Source organism: Flavobacterium sp. WG21, assembly GCF_000335775.1.
Classification (GTDB): Bacteria; Bacteroidota; Bacteroidia; order Flavobacteriales; family Flavobacteriaceae; genus Flavobacterium; species Flavobacterium tructae.
In genome coordinates this window covers 211,119-236,694 of sequence record NZ_AMYW01000004.1, presented here as the reverse complement: position 1 = coordinate 236,694, position 25,576 = coordinate 211,119, and the positions used below count along the sequence as shown (strand labels likewise).

17 protein-coding genes are annotated in these 25,576 nt (G+C 35.1%); all 17 read left to right on the top strand.

Features of this window, described 5'->3' with window-relative positions:
* The first annotated feature begins 10 nt into the window (after window positions 1-10).
* The 17 genes from C245_RS0105295 (at window position 11) to C245_RS0105205 (ending at window position 25,545) form a co-directional block, all read left to right on the top strand.
* Entirely contained in the window at window positions 11-5,956 is a 5,946-nt protein-coding gene (locus C245_RS0105295) for a non-ribosomal peptide synthetase (RefSeq protein WP_026109884.1), read from the top strand.
* Window positions 5,957-6,111: 155 nt separating this feature from the next.
* The gene (locus C245_RS0105290) at window positions 6,112-7,737 is read left to right on the top strand and encodes an MBL fold metallo-hydrolase (RefSeq protein WP_017495539.1); all 1,626 of its coding nucleotides are present in this window, start codon (window positions 6,112-6,114) and stop codon (window positions 7,735-7,737) included.
* Between the two features lie 58 nt (window positions 7,738-7,795).
* The gene (locus tag C245_RS0105285) at window positions 7,796-10,171 is read left to right on the top strand and encodes an outer membrane beta-barrel family protein (protein ID WP_081603511.1); all 2,376 of its coding nucleotides are present in this window, start codon (window positions 7,796-7,798) and stop codon (window positions 10,169-10,171) included.
* Between the two features lie 37 nt (window positions 10,172-10,208).
* Window positions 10,209-10,931: a thioesterase II family protein gene (locus C245_RS0105280; RefSeq protein WP_017495537.1), complete on the top strand. Its 723-nt coding sequence runs from the start codon at window positions 10,209-10,211 to the stop codon at window positions 10,929-10,931.
* 171 nt (window positions 10,932-11,102) lie between these two features.
* Complete coding sequence (locus tag C245_RS0105270; RefSeq protein ID WP_081603510.1) at window positions 11,103-12,755, top strand: cyclic peptide export ABC transporter; 1,653 nt, start codon at window positions 11,103-11,105, stop codon at window positions 12,753-12,755.
* 165 nt (window positions 12,756-12,920) lie between these two features.
* Complete coding sequence (locus tag C245_RS0105265; RefSeq protein WP_017495534.1) at window positions 12,921-15,296, top strand: penicillin acylase family protein; 2,376 nt, start codon at window positions 12,921-12,923, stop codon at window positions 15,294-15,296.
* On the top strand, window positions 15,296-15,667 hold the full coding sequence (locus C245_RS0105260; RefSeq protein WP_017495533.1) for a hypothetical protein: 372 nt from the start codon (window positions 15,296-15,298) through the stop codon (window positions 15,665-15,667). Before C245_RS0105265 ends, C245_RS0105260 begins: the two co-directional genes overlap by 1 nt.
* A 234-nt stretch (window positions 15,668-15,901) precedes the next feature.
* Complete coding sequence (locus C245_RS24205; protein WP_157495779.1) at window positions 15,902-16,060, top strand: hypothetical protein; 159 nt, start codon at window positions 15,902-15,904, stop codon at window positions 16,058-16,060.
* A gap of 301 nt (window positions 16,061-16,361) precedes the next feature.
* Window positions 16,362-17,063 carry a 4'-phosphopantetheinyl transferase superfamily protein gene (locus tag C245_RS0105250; protein WP_081603509.1) on the top strand — a complete coding sequence of 234 codons (702 nt, stop codon included), beginning with the start codon at window positions 16,362-16,364 and terminating at the stop codon, window positions 17,061-17,063.
* 116 nt (window positions 17,064-17,179) lie between these two features.
* Window positions 17,180-18,430 carry a crotonyl-CoA carboxylase/reductase gene (ccrA, locus tag C245_RS0105245; RefSeq protein ID WP_017495531.1) on the top strand — a complete coding sequence of 417 codons (1,251 nt, stop codon included), beginning with the start codon at window positions 17,180-17,182 and terminating at the stop codon, window positions 18,428-18,430.
* A 396-nt stretch (window positions 18,431-18,826) separates the two neighbouring features.
* Window positions 18,827-19,858, top strand: a complete 1,032-nt coding sequence (locus tag C245_RS0105240; protein WP_017495530.1) for an AraC family transcriptional regulator — start codon at window positions 18,827-18,829, stop codon at window positions 19,856-19,858.
* A 104-nt stretch (window positions 19,859-19,962) separates the two neighbouring features.
* A complete protein-coding gene (locus C245_RS0105235) occupies window positions 19,963-20,424 on the top strand; it encodes a nuclear transport factor 2 family protein (protein ID WP_017495529.1) in 462 nt (153 codons plus the stop codon).
* Between the two features lie 44 nt (window positions 20,425-20,468).
* Complete coding sequence (locus C245_RS23915) at window positions 20,469-21,602, top strand: nuclear transport factor 2 family protein (protein ID WP_017495528.1); 1,134 nt, start codon at window positions 20,469-20,471, stop codon at window positions 21,600-21,602.
* Between the two features lie 213 nt (window positions 21,603-21,815).
* Window positions 21,816-22,868 (top strand): serine hydrolase, encoded by a 1,053-nt coding sequence (locus C245_RS0105220; RefSeq protein ID WP_017495527.1) that lies wholly within the window; start codon window positions 21,816-21,818, stop codon window positions 22,866-22,868.
* Between the two features lie 262 nt (window positions 22,869-23,130).
* Window positions 23,131-23,277, top strand: coding sequence for a hypothetical protein (locus tag C245_RS24200; protein ID WP_017495526.1), 147 nt, complete (start codon window positions 23,131-23,133; stop codon window positions 23,275-23,277).
* Between the two features lie 221 nt (window positions 23,278-23,498).
* Window positions 23,499-24,188 carry a response regulator transcription factor gene (locus C245_RS0105210; protein WP_017495525.1) on the top strand — a complete coding sequence of 230 codons (690 nt, stop codon included), beginning with the start codon at window positions 23,499-23,501 and terminating at the stop codon, window positions 24,186-24,188.
* Window positions 24,178-25,545, top strand: coding sequence for a HAMP domain-containing sensor histidine kinase (locus C245_RS0105205; protein WP_026109882.1), 1,368 nt, complete (start codon window positions 24,178-24,180; stop codon window positions 25,543-25,545). The genes C245_RS0105210 and C245_RS0105205 overlap by 11 nt, the downstream gene beginning before the upstream one ends.
* Window positions 25,546-25,576: the final 31 nt, after the last annotated feature.

The window sequence follows — 25,576 nt, the reverse complement described above, 5'->3', positions numbered from 1 at the left end:
ACGAAATGAAATGGTCAATTTATTAAATGAGATATATGAAAATAATATTACAATATCATTAGAAGGTACAGATCTTAAACTTGGTTTTAAGAATGACATTATAGATGAGGTGCTTATTCAAAAGATAAAAGAAAACAAACAGGAAATTGTCTCCTATCTTACCAAATACTCGTCTGTAAACAAACACAACAGTATTCCGAAAGCAGAGAAACAAAACAGCTACGAAGTTTCGTCAAGCCAGCTTAGAATGTTATCTTCTATACTTTTAGATACAGAAGCAAAAGGATTCAATTATGCCGTTCCAAATTCGGTTTATCTCAAACAGGATATAAATGTTGCAAACTTTAAACGTGCAGTATTAAGCACCATAGAACGACATGAGTCATTGCGTACCGTTTTCAGAATTAGTGAAGAGGGAGAAATCAGACAGCATATTCTGGAAAAAGACGAAATAGATTTTACAATTGAGTTTTTTGACTTTAGAAATTCAAATAAAGGGAAAGAAGATGTAAAAAACTTCACCAGAGAAGATGTAAACGAACCATTTGATATTCAGAATGGTCCTTTGATCAGAGTGTATTTATTTCAATTAGCAGAAAGTGAATTTATCTTTTACTGCAACATACATCACGTGATAAGCGATTCCTGGTCTCTTGAAATACTGTTTAAAGACATTTTTGCTTTTTATACCTCATTTTCACTGGGACTTCCTCATGAACTTCCGGAACTGAATGTTCAGTACAAAGACTATGCGGTTTGGCAAAATGAACAGCTTGCCGGTGGTTTCTTTAAAAATCAGGAAGCTTATTTTAAAGACACATTTTCCGGAGAATTACCCATAATTAACTTTACAAATAATAAAAGCAGACCGGCCGTTAAAACAGTCAATGGTTTTGCTCTTAAAAGTTACCTTTCGAAACAAACAACAGCAGAATTTAAAAAGCTTTGTTCAGATAAAAAAGGAAGTATATTTATGGGATTGCTTGCCGTGTGGAATGTACTGGTTTATAAATACACCAATAGCAGGGATATTATTATAGGTACGGCAGTTGGCGGACGTGACCATGCCGATTTAAAAGGACAGATAGGATGTTATATCAATTCCCTGCCACTGCGCAATCAGATCGATCCGGAACAGACATTCAGTACGTTTTTTGACACCGTAAAAGAAAATACATTATCAGCCTTAGACTGTCAGTTCTATCCTTTTGATCATGTACTGAAACTTATCAACTATAATAAAAACATGTCAAGATCACCTCTGTTTGATGTGATGATTCTATTGCAGAATGCGATTGATAACAGCCATCAATTCAAGGTAGATGAAAGTCAGATTGACACCATAAAACAGTTGGGAGAAACTTCAGTACTGACAGATTTAGACATCAATTTTATGGAAGAAGGAGAGCATTTATGCTGCCATCTGGTGTACAATACAGACGTTTTTGAAGCTGAATTTGTAGCAGGTTTGATGACACATTTCAAACAATTACTGGAGAAAATTGTTTTACAGTCCGATATTCCTCTTCAGGAAATTGATTACCTGTCTGCTGAAGAAAGAAAAGAACTGGTACTGGATTTTAACGACATTACACTGGACTATTCTAAAGACGAAACCTTATTGTCATTATTTGAAAAACAAGTAAAACAAACTCCGGAGGGAGTGGCTCTTGTGGCGGGTAAAAATAACTTTACCTATGCCGCTTTAGATAAGGCTTCTGATGATCTGGCACGTTACATTCAGGCACATTATAAAATTCAAAAAGGAAAACTCATCGGAATACAGTTAGACCGTAATGAATGGAATATCATTGCTATACTTGCGATCTTAAAACAGGGCTGTGCTTATGTTCCGATTGCTCCTGAAATGCCTAATCAGGTAAAAGAGCATATCATTTCTGATACACAGTTGGAATTGCTCATTACCACAACTTCCTATATGTTTGATCTGGAATTTTACACCGGAGCTTTAATAGCAGTAGATTTAGGTTTTGATGTAAGTGACTGCGATTCGATAGCAATTGAGGTAACCCCTTCTGATCTGGCGTATGTAATTTATACTTCGGGATCAACAGGACTTCCAAAAGGAGTGATGATTGAACACGGTCAGATCGTAAATACCATCCTTTCGCAAATCGATTATTTTAAACTGAATGAGAGCAACAAAGGATTGCAGTTTGCACCCTTCTCTTTTGATGCGTCGGTATGGGAAACATTTATGATTCTTTTATCAGGAGGAAGTCTTTATATGGCAAATGATGAACAGCGAAAAGATGCCAATACCCTTACTGCTTTCATAAAAGAAAATAAAATTAATATTGCGACATTACCGCCTTCTTATATTGCCCTGGTCGACATAGATGATTTAAAGACATTAGAAACACTCATCACAGCAGGAGAGGCGCCGGATTATGAAATCATGAAACCATATTTTAAATACGGAACCTATTACAATGCTTATGGTCCAACAGAAGCCAGTGTTTGTGGAACTGTTTTTAAAATGCCCGAAAGCAATACAGAGGCCTACCGTAATATTCCAATTGGAAAACCAATTTCGAATGCTAAAATACATATCCTGGATCACCACAACAATCTGGTTCCGGTAGGAGTAGTAGGAGAAATATGTATCGGAGGGACAGGAGTTGCGAGAGGATACTTAAACCGCGAAGAATTAACAAACAATAAGTTTATTAAAAATCCTTTTGCTGAGAAAGGGAATCTGTACCGAACAGGAGATTTAGGCAAGTGGACAAAAGAAGGGAATATCATCTACGAAGGGCGTAACGATGAACAAGTAAAAATAAGAGGCTATCGCATCGAACTTTCTGCCATAGAACAACAGCTGTTAACCGACGATCAGATACTCGAAGCTGTTGTGGGTGTGGAAGAAGGATATGAAGGAGCAAAGGAGCTTGTAGCTTATATTGTGGCATCGGAAACCATCAATCCCGGAAACATAAGATCTTTCCTTTCCAAAATTCTTCCTGAATATATGATTCCTCAAAAGTATGTGCAGCTCGAACAGATGCCGCTTACAATTAACGGAAAAATCGATAAAAAGGCATTGCCTGCACTGCATAGTAATGCGGTACTTGACGATAATCATACCTTTGTGGCCGCCACAACGTTTGAAGAAAAATTATTGGTAAGTGTTTGGGAAGAAGTGTTAAAGAAAGAAGGTATCGGAATTAAGGACAATTTCTTTACCGTTGGGGGAGATTCCATTAAATCGATTCAGATTGTCTCCAAACTCAAACAACACGGATTTGCACTTAAAGCAGGAGATATCATATCAAAGCCTAAACTGGAAGACCTTGTACCATTATTACAAAAGAACGATCAGATACTCGATCAGTCAGAAGTGACAGGAGAAGTGATTTTGACTCCTATTCAGGAATTTTTCTTCAGTAAAGTGAGAAACAAAATTTTTAATGCACCTGAGTATTACAATCACACTGTTTTACTTCAGACTCAGGATGAGGTTGATCCGCAGGTTTTAGAATCATGTATCGATCAGCTGGTACAACACCATGATGTACTGAGAATGGCTTTTCCGGAAGAAAATAATACCAGAAAGCAATACAATAAAAGCAGTACAGAAGAAAGTTATACCATCCATTTTTACGATTTAAGGGAAGATGAGGATCATCTGACGACGATCAGAAATACCGGAATAGCATTACAGTCTTCTTTTAATCTGGCAACAGGACCTTTGGTAAGAATCGCTCATTTTAGATTAAAGGATGGTGATCGTATCGCTTTTATTATTCATCACTTAGTGGTAGATGGAGTTTCCTGGAGGATTTTATTACAGGATTTTGCCGATTTGTATGCGAATAGTAAAGACGGAAACGAATATAAGCTTCCTTATAAAACCACTTCTTATCAAACCTGGGCAAAAGAGTTGAAAGCACATGCACAAGAGCTAAAAACAACCGAAGAACTTTCTTATTGGCAGGAAATATGCAGGCAGCGCGGTACCCCTTTATGCGAGTTGAAAGAAAATGAAGCTTACAAACTCAATTGCGATACCACCACCGCAATGGTTTTAGATAAAGAAACCACAACGCTTTTGCAGACCTCAGCGCATGCTTTGCTGAACACACAAATCGATGATATCATTTTAACCTGTCTTGGACTGGCTATTAAAGATACCCTGCATAAAGACAAAGTGACCGTACAGATGGAAGGTCACGGAAGAGAAGAAATCATTGATACCGTAGACATAAGCCGCACTGTAGGATACTTTACATCGTTTTATCCTTTTGTATTAAATGTATCAAAGCATGATGCATTGGAAAATTTAGTTAAAGTAAAAGAAGACTTGTTGAAAATTCCGAACAAAGGTATAGGATACAGTGTCTTACATTTTCTAAATGACGACGTTGACCTCGGTACTACCTTTGATTTGGAGTACAATTACCTGGGTGATTTTGGATATGAGGTTTCATCAGAAAATGATTCGGTGTTCAGGTATGGAAGGGAAAGTATCGGTGGAAATTCAAGTGCAGCCAATCATAATAATCTTGGATTTAGTGTTGTAGGGATGATCTCACTCGGAGAACTCAAAATGAACATAGGCTATTCTTCTTTGTTATTTGAAAAAGAAACAATGGATGAATTGTCCAGTGCCTTTAAAAATCATTTGGTTACGCTGGTAAATCATTTAAACTTATTAAGCGAAAGTCAGGCACATCAGAACGAGGATGTTGAAATCAATACAGCAGCAGATTTTCAGATCACGCCAAATCAGAATTTTATACTTAGTAAGACCATGTCTCAGGGGATTATAGGTCCAATAGTCGCTTCTAAATTTGATTCAGAAGAAGATTTCTTAAAAAGGTTTAAATCGTTTATGGAGCTGTTCCCAATTTTGAGAACTCAGTTTTATAAAGAAGATGAACTTGTAAAACAGCGCATGCTGCCTTCTTCAGAAGTCCCAATTGAAGTTTATTATGAAACAAAAGTAAACAAAGAACAGGTTACAGCTTTATTGTCTAAGCCTTTTGATGTAATAGAGGGAGCACTAGTAAAAGTACTTTTGATACAGGAGGCAAATAATGTGTCAGATCAAAACTCTTATGTTTTTATAAGCATACATCACGCACTAACAGATGCTTTTACCAACATGATTTTGCTTAAAAACCTGAGAGCTTATTTTAACGATCAACCTTTAGAAATCAATCATACTTTGTATTATGAGTTTGCGGCCTGGCAAAAATCATATTTGCACTCGGCAGAAGCAAATGAGCATAGAAAATACTGGCTGGAAACCTTAAAAGATGTTGTGCGAAAAGAGCAGACAGAGGAAGCCCCTGCTGGATTGATCGACTGTGTACAGCAAACGGCCACGATAACAGCCGATGATTTTGCAACACTTTCGAAAATCATAAATGCAACCGGTCTGACTCCTTCGGCTTTCTTTACAGCGTTACATCAGTTAATACTTAGTAAACATACTGACAAAGCTTTGCAGCTGATTTTGGTACAGGCAAGAGAATTAGGAACTAATGATATCGAAAGCCATAAAGTGTTGGGGGTTGTAAATAATTTTCTGCCTTTACCGGTTTTGAATCCTTCAAAAACCACAAAAGACAGGTACGTAAAAGAAGTTTACAGTCTCTATATGGAAACACTTATGCATCAACAGATTCCTTATGAGGTGATCTGCGAAGATGTAGAGCGTATTTATGAGGTTTCGGTAAAAAGTGAAATAGGAGGTATGCTAAATTTTATTAGCAGTGAAAGCGAAAAACAGTTGGATGCCACTGTGGCCGAAAACAGCAAAAAGCACTCGGTCAATGATTTTACTCAGGGTATAGACTTAATCTGCAGCAGCTATCCAAACGCAGTTGAAATAAGCATGTCCTGCTCCTTAGAAAAATACAAGACATTATTCTCTGAAGATTTTAATTTTAAAAATTACCTGTTTGAACTTGCACAGGAATTAATCTAAGAAGATTTAGAAACAAACGCAATACTTTTTGCTCAGCGCGAATAGGTAAAGAATACCTCTGAAATTAGGGTAAGTCTTTATACTATTCCCGGCTGCTTTATGCACATTTTTAATCAAATAACAACAATAATTAATTAAATAAAACCGGAAAAAAAATGGAAATTCAAAATGAAGATTTAGTATACATTAAAAGGAATTTGGCTATTGAACCTTTAGTAGACAACTGGTATGCATGGCCTCACTTAATATCACCGGCTACGGCAGCAATGAACATTAAGGACAGACATTTGAAAATTATGACTTCTTATGTTCAGAATCCGATGATTCACGCGGCAGCAGTTAAAACCCCTAAAATGTTAGGCGGACCTTTCATCGATTATGATGGAAAAAGAGTAGATGAAATCAAAGGACTTATTGATAACACCAAAGAACAATGTGCAGCTCTTCTGAAATTAAGAGAAGATGTATTCGCTCTTAACGACATGCTTAAAAAAGAGGCAAAAGGATATGCACTTATAGAATTATATAACAAAGTACCGGAGAGTTTACAAGGTCTTGTAGAATTGGTATATGATATCAATAACAATCCGTCATTTCGCTTTTTTGAATCCTTATTGTATGAAACAGAGTTTTACAATGAGTCGCTTCAAAGTTTCAATTTATTTTTAGTACATGACGATGATTCAAGATCATTTGTACTAAGCACACCAAAATTGCCGGGAGAAGATATTTTAAGAGTAAACTTGCCTTTGAAAAGCGAGAAAATAGATCAGCTTTTCGAAATGGAAGACCATCCGAAAACGTTTGGAGAAATTGCCAGAATATTTGAAATTGAGGCAGAAGACCTTCCTTTGTTTAAATCGTTTTTCACAAAAGAAAAATCTAAAAAATACGAGCGTTACAGTGGAGACGGTGTTCTAACAAGATATTTTGGACATGCCTGTATTCTTACCGAAACCAAAAGTACAACAATCCTTGCGGATCCTCTGGTTAGTTACGGTTACGAATCGGATATATCACGTTATTCTTATGATGATTTGCCGGAATCTATCGATTATGTATTGGTAACACACAATCACCAGGATCATATTCTTTTCGAAACCTTGTTGAGACTTCGACGTAAGATCAAAAACATCATAGTTCCAAAAAGCAACGGAGGTTTCCTTCAGGATCCAAACCTGAAATTAATGTTTGAAAGAATAGGATTCAAAAACATTATAGAGCTGGGAGAAATGGAAACCATTCATTTTGACGATTGTTCTATTACAGGATTACCATTTGTGGGAGAACATTGTGATTTGGATGTAAGAAGTAAATTATGTCACCATGTTGCCTATAAAGACGGATTAAAAATATTGTTTGCGGCAGATTCCTGCAACGTATCCCCAAAACTATACGAGCGTATTCACAAGGTAATGGGAGACATCAATGTTATTTTCTTAGGAATGGAATGCGAAGGAGCACCATTGTCCTGGTTATATGGCCCTCTGATGCCGGAAACTTTAGCACGAGATAAAGACGAATCCAGACGATTGGCCGGCTGTAATTTTGAACAGGCTAAAGCAATGGTAGATGTTTTTAAACCTAGTGAAGTATTTGTATATGCAATGGGAATGGAACCTTGGCTTAAATACATCAGTTCAATAAAATACACCGATGAATCTATTCCAATTGTAGAGTCAAACAAACTGTTAGAATATTGTCTTGCCAATGATATAGATCCGGAAAGACTTTATGGAGAGAAAATTATCGAATACAAAAATGATCTTGTCCTGAGTTAAAAATCAGGAAAGCTTAATAAAAGCTCTTAAATCAACAAACCAAATAATAATTAATATCATGATAAAATCAATATTCATATATGCACTAGTATTGTTATGTATGTGTTCTGTATCTGCCCAATCTTTGACCCAAGTATCAGGAACAATAACAGGAGAAGACCCAAATGAAAAGTTGGCTTATGCTTCAGTTATCATAAAAAAGGATGCATCAATTGTCGAAACGGTGATTACCAATGATAAAGGAGATTTTAAAGTTGAAGGGATGAAAATAGGGAAGTACACCGTTGAATTTCAATTTCTTAGCTTTGAAACTACTACAATGGCACTAGATGTAGACGGTTCTAAATCCCATATTAATCTTGGAACGATTAAATTGAAGTCAAATGTAACCTCTCTAAACGAAGTTGTTGTTACCGCTGAGACTTCTCAGTTGGCATTAAAACTGGATAAAAAAGTATTTGATGTAGGTAAAGATCTGATTTCAAAAGGAGGATCTGCAACACAGGTACTCGACAATGTACCCTCAGTTAGAGTAGACCCTTCGGGTTCTGTCAGTCTGAGAGGCAATAATAATGTGCTTATTCTTATTAACGGAAGAAAATCGGGACTAACATCGATTCAGGGATTGGAACAAATTCCGGCAGAATCTATAAAATCGATCGAGCTTATTACCAATCCTTCGTCACGTTATGATGCAGCCGGATCAGCCGGAATTATCAATATTATTCTAAAAAAGAACAATAAGCAAGACCTGAGCGGGAGTATGACCCTTTCAACCGGAGTACCAGCAGATCACAGAATATTGGGAAGCCTTAATTACAAAAAAGGAAAATTTAATTTGTTTTCTAATTTTGGAGTTCGTTATTCCGATTACGTTGGACTTAACACCAGAGATCAGGTGACTACTGCAGACGGAAAGAATCTTTTCTTAAGCCAGCGCGAAGATCAGGACAGACATGATGATGGTGGATTGGTATATTTGGGACTTGATTATGCTATAAATGACGACAATTCGATTACAGCAGCATTTTACCGAAATCAGACCAAAGATAAAGATACCAATACTTTTAACTATTATCTTTCAGGAGACGGAGTTGGTAATTCACACATTCAAACCATCGCTGATTCACAGGAAAAGAGAAGTTACAATCAGTTGGAATTTAACTATACCAAAACGTTCAAAAAACCGGGCAGGAAATTTACAATAGACGCTCAGTATGATTTTTGGAATAGTACAAAAGACTTTAACATTGAGAGAAGAACGATTACACCTAACAACGGAGACCGTTCTCTTATCGATACAAAATCCAACAGAGGAAATGATGATATTGTAATCCAATCTGATTTTGTAACCCCTTTAAGCGAAACTGCAAATCTTGAAGCAGGAGTAAAAGTCGAACACAGATTAATTACTACAGACTTTGCCGCTGATGAAGAGGTTAACGGAACTTTAAAACCAATAGATGGTTTTAATAATGGATTAGACTACAAAGAACAAATTCTTGGGGCATATGTCCAGTATGGAAATAAGATAAACAAATTCAGTTACCAGTTAGGCTTAAGAACAGAGTATACCAGTATCGAAATTAAAGATCAAAACACAAGAAATATTCTTATCGATAGTACCTATACAAGACTATTTCCATCTGTAAATTTAAGCTATGCCCTTTCCGACAAAACAACAGCTCAGTTAAATTACAGCCAGCGTATCAACAGGCCTAATTTATTTCAGTTAAACCCTTTTCCGGAACTTCAGGATTTTAACTCCCGTATTTTTGGAAACATCAGACTTGTACCTTCTATAACAGATGGTATTGAATTAGGTCTTTTAAGCAAAACAAAAAAATGGGTACTTAATCCGTCTGTGTATTACTCTAAAACCCAAAACAACTTTCAATATTTTACATCGCAAAATTCAGACGATGTTTTTGAAACCGTTTTAATCAATCTTGATGAAGAATCGCGATTTGGAGTAGAGCTTTCAGCACAGTATGCTCCGGCAAAATGGCTGTCTTTAAATGCAGTAATTAATGCCTATAGTTTTGACCAGAAAGGAAGTGTGGGAACCACGAATCTGGATTATTCTAATGAAACCTGGACTGCAACTTTATTAGGTCAGGTTAAGTTTCCTAAAAACTTCACATTACAAAGTAAATTCGAATATCAGGCACCTGTAAGTGATGCTCAGACAAGAACCAAGTCATTTTACTATCTGAATATGGCTTTAGGAAAGTCGCTGTTTAATAATAATGCAACATTAACACTGGGAGTAAGTAATATTTTTAATACCCGAAAAACAAGAGAAACAACCGTTGGAAGTGATTTTGTTGTAAACCAGATGACCAATTTTAATGCAGCGAGATGGAACCTTAATTTCAACTATAGATTTAATAAAGCTAAAAGTAGAAAAGAGCATAAAAGTAACAGAGAATAACGCCCTTACCATTGCTACATCTTAAAAAAAACAAACTATGTATTCAAATCAAAAAATACAGATATTTTTACTGCATTTTGCAGGAGGAAGTTGCTACTCTTTTGATTTTCTAAAGAACTATATTCAGAATAGTTTTGAATATCATGCCTTAGAACTTCCGGGTAGAGGAAAAAGAAATCTCGAAAGACATCTTCATAAAAAGACAGATGCCGTAGATGATTATGTATCTCAAATTAAAAGATTGAGAAATAGTAACCAACCCTATATTATCTATGGTCATAGTATGGGGGCAACTTTAGGATTGTCGGTTACAAAAAAAATGGAAGAACAGCTGGATTCGCCCCATATATTAATTGTTTCAGGTAATCCGGGGCCAGGTGCTTCTTATAATGATAAAGTGAGGCACTCCTTAGCTGATTCTGAATTTAAAGAAGAACTGAGATCCCTGGGAGGAGTTCCGGAAGAGATACTCGAAGATGAAGATCTTTACAATTATTTCAGTCCTATCATGAGAGCCGATTTTGAAATTTTAGAAAAAAATAAACTTTCTGAAGTAGGTCTTGTAATTAACACTCCAATTTATGCCGTGATGGGAGATCAGGAAGAAACATCCAAAGACATTCAGAATTGGGAACTATATACCAGTGGAAAATTTGACTATCAGGTACTGCCCGGAAATCATTTCTTTATTCACAATCAGGTAAAAACATTGGCAAAAATTATTAGTGAATGTGCTGCTTATTCAGCAGTGTGTACCTAACAGAAAAAAGATAAAAGCCATCTGATAAGTGTGTATTTGCAGTTTTAAAATATACACTTATTGCTCTGTTTTCGCGAAAGCAAAATCATCCCACCGGAAACTAAATCAGTAAAATAGAAACTCCTGCGTAGTGGGGCCGGGGACTATTTACAATTTTATTAAAAAACAGCTATGAAAAACAATATATCAGAAATTAGCGACTTTAAACTCATACCTTTAAGACCCTTGATAGGATACTCTTTACTGGCTATAGTTTCAGGATTGTCGGGATTTGCATTTATCACCATAATTAATAAAATTATAAGCAATTCTATAACCTCAACCGAAACAGTATCCATGCAAAATTATCTGTACCTTTTTGCAGGAACCATTGTTGTATTTTTTGTTTCGCGCAGATGGTTGTCGGAAGGGATTATTCGATTGTCACAAAAAATATACTGGGACATTAGAAAAGATGTAATAAAATTGATTCTTAAAGCACCTTACAGAAAACTTCAGGAATACAAAGAGGAAGTATATACAACATTGGCGACAGACGTAAATCATATTTCAAATGCTTCCTTAATGATTATTACCTTTTTTTCTTCGATTATTCTAATACTTGCTTGTTTGGTTTATATGGCCTTTTTGTCTTTAAAACTATTCGCAGTCAGTCTTGCTGTTATTGCGATAGGAGTATGCATATATACACTAAGGGCAAAAACCAGTAATCGACAAATAAAAGAAGTGCGAGAATTGGAAAAAGTATTTATCGGAATTTTTAACAGCATTCTCAACGGAGCTAAAGAAATTAATATCAACAGCGATAAAGGAACTCAGATTTACGATCAGAAAGTAATAAAAATTGCCACAACCGGAGAAGATAAATATGTTACGGCACTTTTAAAATATCTAAATAGCGAAATAATAAGTCAGTTATTATTTTATAGCCTTATTACATTTATTCTGGTGTTTGCAGGACCAGTATTTCAAACGCCTATAGCAATCAAAATAAGTTTCATCTTTGTTTTATTGTATTTAATGGGACCAATTGTAAGTGTAATGTCTATTATTCCGGTAATGAACAGAGCCTTAGTATCCCTGAAAAAAATGGAAAAACTAAAAAAAGAACTTACCGAACTTGAAAAATTGAAAGAGGTTGATGATAAAGAAGAATACAAAGACTTTTCAAATTTAAAAATACGAAACTATGCCTTTTCTTTTGGAGAAAATCAATTCTCAGTCGGGCCAATTAACTTTGACATTAAAAGAAACGAGATTGTCTTTGTATACGGAGGTAACGGAGAAGGAAAAACAACTTTTATTAATACCGTCTTAAATCTCTACGATTTAGATAATGGGGAAGCTTATATCGATGGAGAATTAGTTCCGCTAAAAGAATTAGAGAAAATAAAAAACCTTTTTGCTCCCGTTTTTAGTGATTTTTATTTGTTTGATGAATTCTACGGAATAACAAATGTGGATTATGATAAAATAAATAAATATTTGAAATTATTTGAGTTAGAAGGAAAAGTGCACATAAAAGACGGTTATTTTTCGACCACTCACTTGTCTACCGGACAACGTAAACGAATCGCTTTAATCAATACACTTTTAGAAGACAGACCTATAATTGTACTGGACGAGTGGGCTGCAGATCAGGATCCGCATTTCAGACATAAATTTTATACCGAAATTATTGCCACACTGGTTCGCGATGAGGATAAAACAATCATAGCCATCACACACGATGACAAATATTACAATACTGCAGATACTTTACTTAAAATGGAGTATGGTAAATTAGAAAAAACAAACATTTCTGAACTTGCCGAAATCTTTTAGAACAGTTTAAAATAACCTAATAATTTCCTTTTTGGCCCCGTACAGCTCTCTTTTTATTTTCCGGTAAAGAGAGAGGGGCCTTATATGCTTTACAAAATGAAAAAATTAGGAACAGACCCACTAAACGTATAAAATCTATTATCTAAAGATATAATCTTGAAAAAAATGAAAAGAAACAAAACAATCAAAGTAGTGCTTTTTGTGTTATTGTCCCTAGTTTGGATATTTATCACAACCTTTAATTTGGGTCCATTTGGCTCCCTGGGAAAATTAACAACCTATAAAACAGGTCTGTTATCTGTGCCTTTACAAAGTGATGGAATTCAAAAGATAAAAAGTGATCAAAAATTAGACATTTATGTAGACAATGTTGGAATTCCGCATATTTATGGAGCTACAAAAACAGCAGCGGCTTACGGACTGGGGTACATGCATGCAAAAGACAGGTACTTTCAGATGGAGATGATCTCAAGAATCGTACAGGGAAGATTATCAGAATTTTTATGGTCCGGAACCTTAAAATCAGACAAATTCTGGAAGCCATATGAGTTTGAAAGAAAATCAGAAGAAATACTGGCAACCTACAAAAAAGAGAACCCGGAATTTTATGCTTATTTACAAGCTTATTCTGATGGGGTAAATGCTTACTTAAACAATAACGAGAATACAGATCCTTTGTATAAAGCGTTAGGCACAGCACCAAGAAAATGGAAAACCGAGTATTCATTGCTTTTCACTTGGTATATGAGTTATACACTGACTTATTTTGATCACCATATTGATCAGCAGGAAATTTTGGAGAAACTACCGGGTCAGGAGATCACTTATTTTTATCCTTTACAGCCAAAAGGTATAAACACCATTTTGCCTTCCGGTTTACTACCTTCTACTACTAATCTGCCTCATTTAGGAGCTCATTCTTTGGAGACAGCCTCAGTAGAGAACGCTCAAAAAGAACCGTCGTTATTTGATCTGGGAGCAAAATTGATGACCAATCATAAGTTCTATCAGGGTGTAGGAAGTAACAACTGGGTGGTAAACAACACCAAAACAAAAAGTAAAAATAATATTCTGGCAAATGACCCTCACCTGTATTTGACGCTTCCGGAAGCTTTTTATGAAGCTCACATTGTAACCGGAAGTTTTAAAGCATATGGTTTCACAATTCCTGGTGTTCCGGTTATAGCGAGCGGTCACAATGATAAAATTTCGTGGGGAATTACCAATGGTGAATGGGATCTGGTAGACAGATACAAACTTCAGGTAAAAAATGACAGTCTGTATTTATATGAAGGGAAATGGATTCCTTTCCAGATTAAAAATTATACGATCAAAGTAAAAGGAAAACCTGATTTTATAGAAAAGTACAGAAGTACGGTACATGGAAAAGTTATAAAAGAAGAAAATGGACAGTACTATGCACAGCATTGGTACGCTGCAGAAAAAAGTAACTCTGTAAAAGCAATGTATGAAGTCATGAAAAGTAAAAATTGGGATGGCTTCTCAACAGCTTTAAAAGACTACAGTTATCCTCCACAAAACTTTGCTTACAGCGATGTTGACAATAATATTGGAATTGTATGTGCGGGCGAATTACCGGCAAGAAGCAGCGATTATATCGGTCAGGTATTAGACGGTAGCAAAAAGTATATTCCGGTGAAAGCTTTAGATGCTTTCTGGTCGGCTTACAATCCCGATAACGGATTTTTGTTTTCAGCAAACCAGCAGCCAATTCAAAACAATGTTTATTTTGGAGCACATGGTTCAAAAGACGATTACAGAGCCAAACGTATTTACTCGGTGTTAGAAGAAAAGAAAAACTGGTCCGTTCCTGAAATTCAGAAAATGCAAAGTGATGTCGTTGATATTTCCCTTAATGATTTTAAAACATTAATGAACAACTATCCGCAAAAAGAGAAATACAATAGCATTGTGAAAGAGTTAAAAAACTGGGATGGAAATATGAAAGGCGACGGAAATCAGGGATTAGTTTTTGAAATGCTGCGAAAAGTTTCCATAAAAGAAGCTAAGCAATTTGCAAAAAACAGACTGCAGGTAAAACAAGAACCTTCTTTACAGAACTTCTTAAAATATTTAAACGATAAAAAATACACCCTTCCGGGAGGTGATGACAAACAAAAAATTGTAGATGCTATTTTCAAGAGAACACTCGACACGCTAACGCAAAGTTATGGCGATCAATGGAAAAAAGTTACCTACAAAAAGATATCTAAGTTTGATATCAACAATATGATGTTTATCCCGGGATTGGGAGAAAAAATTGATAATATCGGAGGTAATGTCAATACCATTAATATCAATACAGAAAAGTTTCATCCGGTCTTCCGTGCAGTATATGAAGTAAAAAACGGAAACATACAGGCACATACAATTTTGGCCGGAGGTCAGAGCGGTTTGATAAATTCTACACATTACAAAGATCAAATCGAATCCTGGAGAAAAGGCGAGTACAAAAAAAGCCAATTTGTTGCGAATCCTGCTAAACTGGAAAAAATTATAACCACTATAAAATTTAACTAATGAAAAATATACTGAATTACTTGCCTTATGTAGTTGTATTACTAGCACAATTTTTAATAAACAACTATACCGTAATATTGATCCTTACCATTGTAACGGGGTTTATTGCAGCTTTTAAAATTGAAAACAAAAGAGTCTTTCTAAAGTGCTTTCTAATCGGACTCGTGGTAGCTACTACTGTATTCCTTATCTATGAATCAAGAGTAGAATATGTAAAAGAACTTCTCGTAAATATCGGATTATCCAGTCTTTTTATCTACGTTCTTTTCCCGCTGTTTAATGCTTTAAACACCGCAATTCTTTTCTTTTTTGGTTATAAAATTGGTACACTGGTTTTAGAAAGAAAACTTAAAAGAGCCCTTCAGGCGTAAGCTTTCAATGAAGTTTCAAAAATTTAGACAAGCCGGATAGGAGCTGAAGAGCACCGCAATGTCAGACAGTTTTTATTTAGGATTACAATCCTGATAGATACAGACCGTCTCTTTCTAAAAGAGACGGCTATCTATTGGAGTACGAGTTTTAAAAGCTGGCAGAATTCACCCAAACCCTAAAGTCAAACTCTTTTACTAAAAAACACACTATTAACAACCAAAAACACCAAAAAGATGAAAGATAGTAAGCCAAAATGTAACTGTGCTAAAAATGGAGTAATGTGCGCACTTAAGATGAGTTTAATCAAACAAGGCGCATCAGTAGCTGACACTACGGCAAAAAGTAAAGCAGTTTGTCCTTTAAAAGCAGCAATATTCAGTTCTGCTTCTTAAACCGCCATATGACCTTGGAGAGGGCAATTAAAATGGAATAAATTGTTTATAAAAAGCCTTTTAGAGGTTTAAAAATAGTTTGATTTAATCAGATCCGTAGATATTCCATGAGAATATGAAACAGTAAAAAAATAGTGTCATTGTTAGAAGTAACAACTAATGGCATTGTAACCAGTACTGAGAGCAATATTCAATTATACGTAGGTATCATTGAAATTAAAAAAATATAAAATATTGGTAAAGTCTAATGCAAAATATGCAGTGAGAAACCTCATTGTAAATTTTTATATACATTAATAGTATGATGCAAAATTCGACACATTACTTAGCCTTTAATGATTTTGAATCCATTCCTAAAATAGATTTAAAAGAAGATGAATATTACTTATTTCAGTATTCAAGTGATAGTAATCTTGATCAGGGTATTTTAAAATACTATCTGGAATTTTTACCTCAAAAGTTTAGACAGGAAGTACTTAAATACAGAAGATGGGATGACAGATACAACTGTTTGTTTGGAAAACTAATGGTTTGCATGGGATCTCACATATTGGGAAACAACACATTTGAATTCGATAAAATTGTTAAAGACATTTATGGGAAACCTTATATGTTAGACAGCAGTTTTAACTTTAATATTTCACATAGCGGCAATACAGTTGTATGTGTTTTTAGCAAACAGGAAATAGGAGTTGATATTGAAGAAATCAATGAAATCAATTATTCCTTATTCGAAAATGTATTTTCCACTCAGGAATTTGCAGAAATCAATCGTGATGGATTGGATAAGTTTTATGAATTCTGGACCAGAAAAGAATCAGTAATTAAGGCAATAGGAAAAGGAATGTCTATTCCGCTTACGGAGATTGAAATCAATAAAGGCTATGTAACCTACGGTGAAGATACCTGGTATACAAAGAGCTTTAAAATTGATAACAAGTTTTGTTCGATTACCACAAAGTACGATCAAATAAAATCCAGACAAACCCATATCCTTTTTTAGCAGCCTTGAAAGAGAATTGACCTTCTGCGAATTGATGGTAGTCATCGCAGAAGGAATTTAAGGTTGCACAACTACTACAGCAAGAAAATAATTAAAAATAAAAAACGAACCTAATTATGGAAAAATTATTACTTGAACTTGAAAGAGAAATACTTTTAAAAGACTTATATGAAATGGATGAATGTCCGCCATTAGGACATACTCCCGCTTTAATGCATGCCTATGTCATTCGACCGGAAAATCATGGAACTCCTTATCAGGCGTTTCAACAGGAAGTGATTAAAACCCCTAAATTGGGATTTAATGAAGTTCTCGTTAAAGTGATGGCTGCCGGAGTAAATTACAATGGTCTTTGGGCCGGATTGGGGGAACCAGCTTCGCCTACTGCATTTCACGGCAAGGATTTTCACATTGCAGGAAGTGATGCATCCGGAATAGTATGGGAAATTGGAGAAGGACTAAAGAATAATCCGGAATTTAAATTTAAAGTTGGAGATGAAGTCATCGTACACTGCGGACAAACCTGTGGCATATGTCAGGAATGTAACGGTGGTAATCCGATGCTTTGTGAATCTCAGAAAATATGGGGCTACGAAACCCCTTACGGTTCCTTTGCACAGTATACCAAAGTTCGTGCACAACAATTACTTCAAAAACCCAAACACTTAACCTGGGCAGAAGCAGGAGGTTATATGCTGACTTATGCCACAGTTTGGAGAATGCTCTACGGATTTGCTCCAAACGATTTGAAGCCCGGTACCAATGTACTGGTGTGGGGTGGAAGTGGAGGTTTGGGAGCTTCCGCCATTCAGTTAATTAAATTGGCAGGAGCCAATGCGGTCGCCGTTACGTCAAGTGATGAGCGCGGAGAGAAATGTCTGGAGCTTGGAGCTGTCGGTTATATCAATCGAAAAAAGTTCAATTGTTGGGGAGCTTTACCGGACATTGGTAATAAAGAAGAATACAAAGAATACTTAAAAGAAGTCAGGAAATTTGGAAGCGCCATTTGGGACATATTAGGCAAAAAAGTGAATCCTGATATTGTTATTGATCACATTGGCTCACAAACCCTTCCCGTAAGTACCTATGTTGTAAAATCAGGAGGTATGGTCGTTTTCTGCGGTGCTACATCAGGATTTAATATGTCTTTTGATGCCTCATTCGTCTGGATGAGACAAAAAAGAATACAAGGCTCTCATTTTGCATCCCTGTCTGAATTGTATCATGCCAATCAACTGATTTTACAGAAAAAATTCCATCCCGTTATATCTGATGTGTTTACCTGGGACGAACTGCCTTTAGCACATCAAAAAATGCTTGATAATAGTGTTGAATATGGAAACATTGTCATTAATCTTGCTTCGTAATAAAACAGCACAAAGTTATTTTTATACCAAAACAAACATCTAAAACAAAAATAAATCGAAACCTCCAAAATCGTATGATTCTGGAGGTTTTTTTATGCCCGGTAACGATTTTTGGATGTGATCTGTTTTATTCGGAAGCGATTACAGCAACAGTAATTGTTTAGAACAGAAAAAGAGTTTTCAATACCATTCAAAAGACGTAATATTCAAAAAATAGGACCTCTTTTAAATTGTCGGTTTTTACTGCGATTGCATTTTTTCTTCACAAAAAAATTTTATCTTGGCAGAGAAAATAGAGTCTGTTTCTTCTGTAAATCCGGCTGATAACAGAGCCTGAAGGTATTCATTGAAATCAGAGATTATAAAACAATAAACCGTACCAAAAAACAGATAAGAATGTTATCATCACATGAATTGTTATTCTTTTTTAGTGCCTTAGGAGCTTTTAATGGTTTCCTGCTTTCCTTATATTTTGCGATAAATGCCAAAAAGAAAATTTTTGCAAACTATTATTTATCCTTACTGTTACTGGTATTAAGTATCAGAATTATAAAATCGGTTTTCTTTTATTTTAATCCTCACTTATCGAATACTTTTATTCAAATCGGACTTTCGGCCTGCATTCTTATTGGCCCTTTTCTATTTTTATATCTCCGATCTTACAGTCCCTATTCCAAATCAGTCTGGATTACACATACAATACCTTATTTGGTGATCATGGCAATTTTGGGAAGTCTTTATTCTTATGTCGAGCACCCTCAGATCTGGCGTATGTGGATTGTAAAAGCCATATATCTTCAATGGTTGGTTTATATCGGTTTTTCTTTTAAATATATTCAGCCAATTCTGAAGAAAATCAAAGAGAAGGAGAATTTAAAAAAGTTAGAAGTATGGTTCCTTAGCATCTATTTTGGAGTAGCTTTGGTTTGGGCAGCCTATACTTTCGCTGCTTACACTTCTTATATCGTCGGAGCATTATCCTTTACCTTTATTTTATACCTGATCATTTTACTATTAATTTACGGAAATAGCCAGGAAACTACTTTCTTTCAGGAAAAAGAGAGATACAAAAACAAAAGCATCGATAAAGAGACACTAGATCTGATTAGTCAAAAATTTTCTGTTATAGTAGAAAAAGAACTTTTTTTAAATTCCAATTTCACTTTGGAAGAAGCGGCAAAAGAACTAAAAGTAACCAAACATATTTTATCACAATATGTAAATGAAGTAGTAGGCAAATCCTTCTCCAGTCTCATTAAAGAATACAGAATCGAGAAAGCAAAAGAGTTATTAGAAACCGAAAAAAACTATACCATTGAAAGTTTGGGTTATGATAGCGGCTTCAATTCTAAATCAACTTTTTTCACCGCCTTTAAAAAACAAACCGGATTAACCCCCACCGAATATCAAAAACGCTACTCCAAATAAGTTCTAATTTATAGAATGAGACTTCAGTTTTATAATCTAAACCCTGTAAACTAAGACGATACCGGACATTTGCATTCATTATTAATAACCTAAAAAAATTAAAAATGAAAAAAGTGTTTTTGTTTATCGGATTAAGTCTGTTGTTTTTTAAATCAAATGCCCAAAGTCAAAATACTACTGATGACTGGAGTTTGATTCAAAAAACACTAAATCTCTACATAGACGGTCAGGCCACTGGCGACTCGGTTAAGGTAGGTCAGGCATTTCACAGTTCCTGGCAGCTGAAAGGCTTCAGAGAAAAAGAATTCATAGTTGTTCCCAAATCGAAGTATCTGGTAGGATATAAAAAGCGTGATGTTAAACCTGATAATTGGTCAGGCCGCATCGTTTCTATTGATTTTACCAATAATGCTGCCAGTGCCAAAGTAGAAATAAGTACTGCAAAACTATTGTTTGTAGACTATTTCAATCTTCTGAAAACAGATCAGGGCTGGTTTATTGTAGATAAAATTTCAACCCGTACTCCTCACAAAATGGTTGAAGCGGAAGTAAAACCAAAAGGATAATCCAGTGCTTTTTGTTCAAACTAAAACCGATAATCTCCAGAAAAATGTTCAAAATAATCGTTTTATCACTAGTTTTTACGGGACTGTATCCGCAAAGTACTCACGCGCAAAAAAATATATTGTTTGTCACCTCAAATCAGGATTTTTATGGCAATACGAAAATAAGTACATCCAATCACTTTGAAGAAATAGTAATTCCGTACGACATATTCACAAAGGCAGGCTACAAGGTTGATTTTATAAGTCCGAAAGGTGGAGCAATTCCTATTGGATACATTAACGCTTCCGACAGTATTCAAAAAACATACTTATACGACAGCTGGTTTATGAGTAAATTGAAACAGACTAGGAAACCTGAAGAAGTTACGGCTAATGATTATTCCGCTATATTCTATACGGGTGGAGGTGCCGCAATGTTTGGTGTAGCCGAAAACCAGGCCATTCAGAAATTAGCAGGAGCAATTTATAAAAAAAATGGAATTATCTCCACGATTTGCCACGGAACGGCGGGAATTGCTTATTTGAAAGACGAGAAGGGAGTTTCACTCTATGCGGGACGAAAAATCACTGGTTTTCCGGATGAATTTGAAAGCAAAGAGATGGCCTATTACAAAACATTTCCCTTTTCGATGAATAAAGCAATTGTAGCAAATAAAGGAAACTTTGTTTATTCAGAAAAAGGAAGAGACGCTTTTTATGTAACAGATGGCAGGTTTGTAACGGGGCAGGATCCTACTTCAGGAACGAAAGTGGCCAATGAGGTACTCAGATTAATCAGGGAAAATGATAAAGAGGCAGGAAATAATACGGTAAAAAGCGACTTTGATCAAATCACCGATGTCCTTTTTGACTACATTGAAGGTACGGCAGAAGGACAGCCCGAAAGACTTAGAAAAGTCTTCCATCCCAATTTTAATTTGTACACAGTAACCAATGATACGCTGTGGACACGTTCCGGTAAACAATACATCGCTAACATAAAAACAGGGGAAAAATTAAACCGAATCGGACGCATTCTTGCGATTGATATGGAGAAAGATGCCGCAATTGCGAAAGTAGAAATTAAAGTACCCAATTGGCGCACTTTTACAGATTACTTTCTAATTCTTAAATACGAAGGAAACTGGAGAATAGTACATAAAAGCTATAGTTGGAGAGCTATTCCTAAAAAAGAATAAACCATAAAAAACATCCGCTAACCGCAGTTTGATCAAATAAGGTAATCAAAAAAACAGGATTTTTTTCGATTAAATATATTGGGGTAAATTAAAAAGTTGAATATCCTGAAAACCGTTATTTGGGCAAACTGCAACCAGTGGGAAGTATTATATAATAACAGAGACGAGGTCTCCGAAAATAGTTCAAAAACTAACTAAAAACAATCAGATCCTATGATAAACAGATTTTTATTGACCCTAATTGTAGGTTCATTTTGGGCAATAAATATAGAGGCACAAGTTAAAAGCAACAAAAAAATTGACGCATATATTTTAGAAATCAAAAAGCAGTACAATATTCCGGGCTTAGCTTTGGCTGTAATAAAGAATGGAGTACTGATTCACAAAAAAAATTACGGATTGGCAAATATCGAAATGAGTGTCCCGGTAACCAATAAAACGCTATTTCCCTTATTCTCGACCACAAAAGTAATGTCAGTTGTAGCCGTTTATCAACTGATTGAACAAAACAAGCTGTCGTTGGAGAGTACTATTTCAGATTTTGTAGAAGATTTACCCGATAGCTGGAAGAAGGTAAAAATTAAAAATCTCTTAACACATTCATCAGGATTACCGGATATCGTCGAGTACACAGACAGTAAAGAAGAAGATGCAAAACAAAAAGTATATAGCGATACCATAAAGTTCAGCCCGGGAAAACAATTTGATTACAATCAAACCAATTTTTGGCTTTTAAATCGCATAGTTCAAAAAGTAACACGAAAAAAGTTAAGTGAATATATCCTGGATACTCAGTTTCCTTTATCACAAAAAGAAGCCGTCTTTGAAGGTAATAATTTAAAAGTCGTTGAAAATTTAACCTATGGCTATGTCAATACAGCAAATAGTGGACAGATTTTAAAAAGAAACTGGAACTTTCCGGAATACGAATACGGAGCCGCTGCCCTGAATTTAACGCTTGATGCATTTGTAGAATGGAATAGAAAACTGGACAGCAACGAATTTATCTCAGAGCAAACAAAAGTTCAATTGTTAAAACCCTTTGATTACGAAGTCAAAAGGGATTTTACTTATGGACTCGACTTCATAAAAGTTAAAGGAGAAGTATCGTATGGTTTTTCCGGAGGCGTGTCCACAGCTTTTAGGAAATTCACCAACAAAAAACTGACCATAATTCTTCTGGCAAACGGAATGTTTATACCCACCGACAAATTAAATGGAATAAACGAAGTGGTAAACAATATTGCAAGTATTGCCTCTCCATAACTTTGATGTTTTTACCGTTTAGGGATTTATTTTACTCAGGTTGAGATTTTTTTTTAGAAAAGTAATTTAATCCTTCCATTTTGGATGGGTGATCGTATCATTTTGATAGGTATTGGTAAGTGGAGAAATATGCTTTTTATTTTAGTTGTTTGTTAGTCAGTGTTTTGTTTAGTTAAAAATATTTTGGCATATCAATTGTCTCTAAAATGTTAATCGGAATACCGATACTAACAGGTGTAAAACAATATAAATTAGAGCAACCATGAATGAAGATAAAACAAGAAAGAAAAAAATAAAGAAATTAGGCATATCAAATAAAGCGGTTCGTCAAAAAGACAGAGTTATCAATTTAATGGTATTTACTACGATTTTTTTTATTGCACTTTTAATGATTTCACAAATAGTATAGACACTGTTGAATAAAGACATCACATTACATCTTTTAAAATTTCACGAATTTGTATCATCAGGAAGTTTTAAAATAGAGAAGCCGTCACAGAATTTGTTTTGTGACGGCTTCTTTATTCGATCAAGTTTATTTAAGCACATTTACAGAACTTTTCTAAGAGGATTATTAGAAAAATTTTGTAAAAAGGAGTGGCAAGTGAAATAAAATCTAAATTTGTAAGTATGAAAATTTTAATTGTAGAAGACGATTTAAGAGTTGCTGAGCTTATCCGAAGAGGATTGGAAGAACAGGGGTTTATCTGTACTTTAGTTTATGATGGAATTTCAGGAAAGAAAATGGCCTTGCAAAATGAGTTTGATCTAATGATTACCGATATCATTTTACCAAAAATGGACGGATTAGATTTGTGCAAAGTCATTCGTGAAAACCAGCCCAATTTGCCTATTATTATGCTGACCGCTTTGGGTACCACAGACGATAAGGTGGAAGGCTTTGATGCCGGAGCCGATGATTACCTTGTGAAACCTTTTGAAATGCGAGAATTATTGGTTCGCATAAGAGCCCTACTCAAAAGACATATAAACATAGGGAATAATTCAGGAAATGTTTTAAAATATGCGACTCTTGAAATGAATCTCAATGAAAAAACAGTCAAAAGAAATGGAAAAGAAATTAATCTTACACCTAAAGAATTCAATCTTTTGGAGTTTATGCTTCTGAATCCTGAAAGAGTTTTGTCAAGAGTAGAAATCGCAGAAAAGGTCTGGGATACTCATTTTGACACCGGAACTAATTTTATTGATGTCTACATCAATTATCTAAGAAAAAAGATTGACAAAGATTTTGACCAGAAACTTATCCATACCAAATCAGGGATGGGATTTATCTTGAAATTAAATAATGAGGATTAGAACGCACTTAACCATATTATTCAGTATCATGACAGCTGCAATTTTGCTTGTATTTGCAGCAATTATTTATTTTTCAGCCAAAGAAGACCGGGAAAAAGAGTTTTATGCCGTTCTGAAAAAAGAAGCAATTACCAAGGCCAATTTGTTTTTTAATGCCAAAGTAGAGGTGAAAACCCTGCAAAGTATTTATCGAAACAACCGTAAAGTGCTTAATGAAGTTGAAGTTGCGATTTATGATGTTAATTTCAATCTTCTTTACCATGATGCTGTTGATCTTGATTTTGTAAAAGAAACCCCCGAAATGGTTAAGGAAATTTACCAAAAGGGCGAAAAACGTTTTTATCAGCAGGATTGGCAGGTGATAGGGTTGAGGTATACTTATGAAAAAAAGAGCTACATTATTACCGCTACTTCTTATGATCAATACGGTTACAGTAAATTAAACAACCTGCTTCATAATATCATTTTTGTCTTTACACTTTCTATTTTATTCATTTACGCGGCAGGAAGATATTTCTCAAGGAAAGCATTTGAACCCGTTAAGGAAATGACAGATCAGATGAAGAATATTACAGCTACTAATCTTGATTTACGTTTAAATGATAATGAAAATAAAGATGAACTTTCAGAATTGGCCAATACGTTTAATGAAATGCTTAATCGTTTAGAAAACTCTTTTGATGCCCAAAAACAATTTGTTTCCAATATATCCCATGAATTGCGTACACCGCTTGCTGCGATTATTACCGAATTAGAACTTTCGATTACTAAAAACAGAGAAATAAGCGAATATCAATTAGCCATACAAAGCGCTTTAAGCGATGCTCGAAAATTAGCCCGATTATCAAATAGTTTGCTGGATTTTGCCAAAGCAAGTTATGACCCTTCTGAAATAGCATTCAAGCAGGTGCGTATAGATGAGGTTCTTTTGGATGCCAGACAACAATTACAGAGGGCAAATTTAGAGTATAAAGTAGACATTCATTTTGAACAGGAATTTGAAGATGACAGTGAAATTTCAGTAAAAGGGAACGAATATTTATTAAAAACTGCTTTTGTCAATCTTTTCGAAAATGGATGTAAGTTTTCAGAGAACCGCCAAAGCATGGTTTCAGTTTCCTTTGACAGAAAAAAGATCATATTGAAATTTTCAGATAAAGGAATTGGTATTCCACTAAACGATATAAAAAACATCTTCACACCTTTTTACAGAGGAGACAACAAAAAATACGCAGATGGCAACGGTATTGGATTGTCTCTGACCCACAAGATTATTCAGCTGCATAACGGTACTATTACCGCAGTTTCAGCATCTTCAAAAGGAACAACTTTTACTATAATATTAGAGAGTTTGTGAGGGCCTCTAATGGAATTCTAATTTTTTTCTA

Coding starts and splice junctions, on each gene's coding strand:
- C245_RS23915 (WP_017495528.1), top strand. CDS start 20,469: ATGTTCAAAATAATCGTTTTATCACTAGTTTTTACGGGACTGTATCCG.
- C245_RS0105235 (WP_017495529.1), top strand. CDS start 19,963: ATGAAAAAAGTGTTTTTGTTTATCGGATTAAGTCTGTTGTTTTTTAAA.
- ccrA (WP_017495531.1), top strand. CDS start 17,180: ATGGAAAAATTATTACTTGAACTTGAAAGAGAAATACTTTTAAAAGAC.
- C245_RS0105210 (WP_017495525.1), top strand. CDS start 23,499: ATGAAAATTTTAATTGTAGAAGACGATTTAAGAGTTGCTGAGCTTATC.
- C245_RS0105205 (WP_026109882.1), top strand. CDS start 24,178: ATGAGGATTAGAACGCACTTAACCATATTATTCAGTATCATGACAGCT.
- C245_RS0105220 (WP_017495527.1), top strand. CDS start 21,816: ATGATAAACAGATTTTTATTGACCCTAATTGTAGGTTCATTTTGGGCA.
- C245_RS24200 (WP_017495526.1), top strand. CDS start 23,131: ATGAATGAAGATAAAACAAGAAAGAAAAAAATAAAGAAATTAGGCATA.
- C245_RS0105250 (WP_081603509.1), top strand. CDS start 16,362: ATGATGCAAAATTCGACACATTACTTAGCCTTTAATGATTTTGAATCC.
- C245_RS0105280 (WP_017495537.1), top strand. CDS start 10,209: ATGTATTCAAATCAAAAAATACAGATATTTTTACTGCATTTTGCAGGA.
- C245_RS0105295 (WP_026109884.1), top strand. CDS start 11: ATGGTCAATTTATTAAATGAGATATATGAAAATAATATTACAATATCA.
- C245_RS0105260 (WP_017495533.1), top strand. CDS start 15,296: ATGAAAAATATACTGAATTACTTGCCTTATGTAGTTGTATTACTAGCA.
- C245_RS0105265 (WP_017495534.1), top strand. CDS start 12,921: ATGAAAAGAAACAAAACAATCAAAGTAGTGCTTTTTGTGTTATTGTCC.
- C245_RS24205 (WP_157495779.1), top strand. CDS start 15,902: ATGAAAGATAGTAAGCCAAAATGTAACTGTGCTAAAAATGGAGTAATG.
- C245_RS0105290 (WP_017495539.1), top strand. CDS start 6,112: ATGGAAATTCAAAATGAAGATTTAGTATACATTAAAAGGAATTTGGCT.
- C245_RS0105270 (WP_081603510.1), top strand. CDS start 11,103: ATGAAAAACAATATATCAGAAATTAGCGACTTTAAACTCATACCTTTA.
- C245_RS0105285 (WP_081603511.1), top strand. CDS start 7,796: ATGATAAAATCAATATTCATATATGCACTAGTATTGTTATGTATGTGT.
- C245_RS0105240 (WP_017495530.1), top strand. CDS start 18,827: ATGTTATCATCACATGAATTGTTATTCTTTTTTAGTGCCTTAGGAGCT.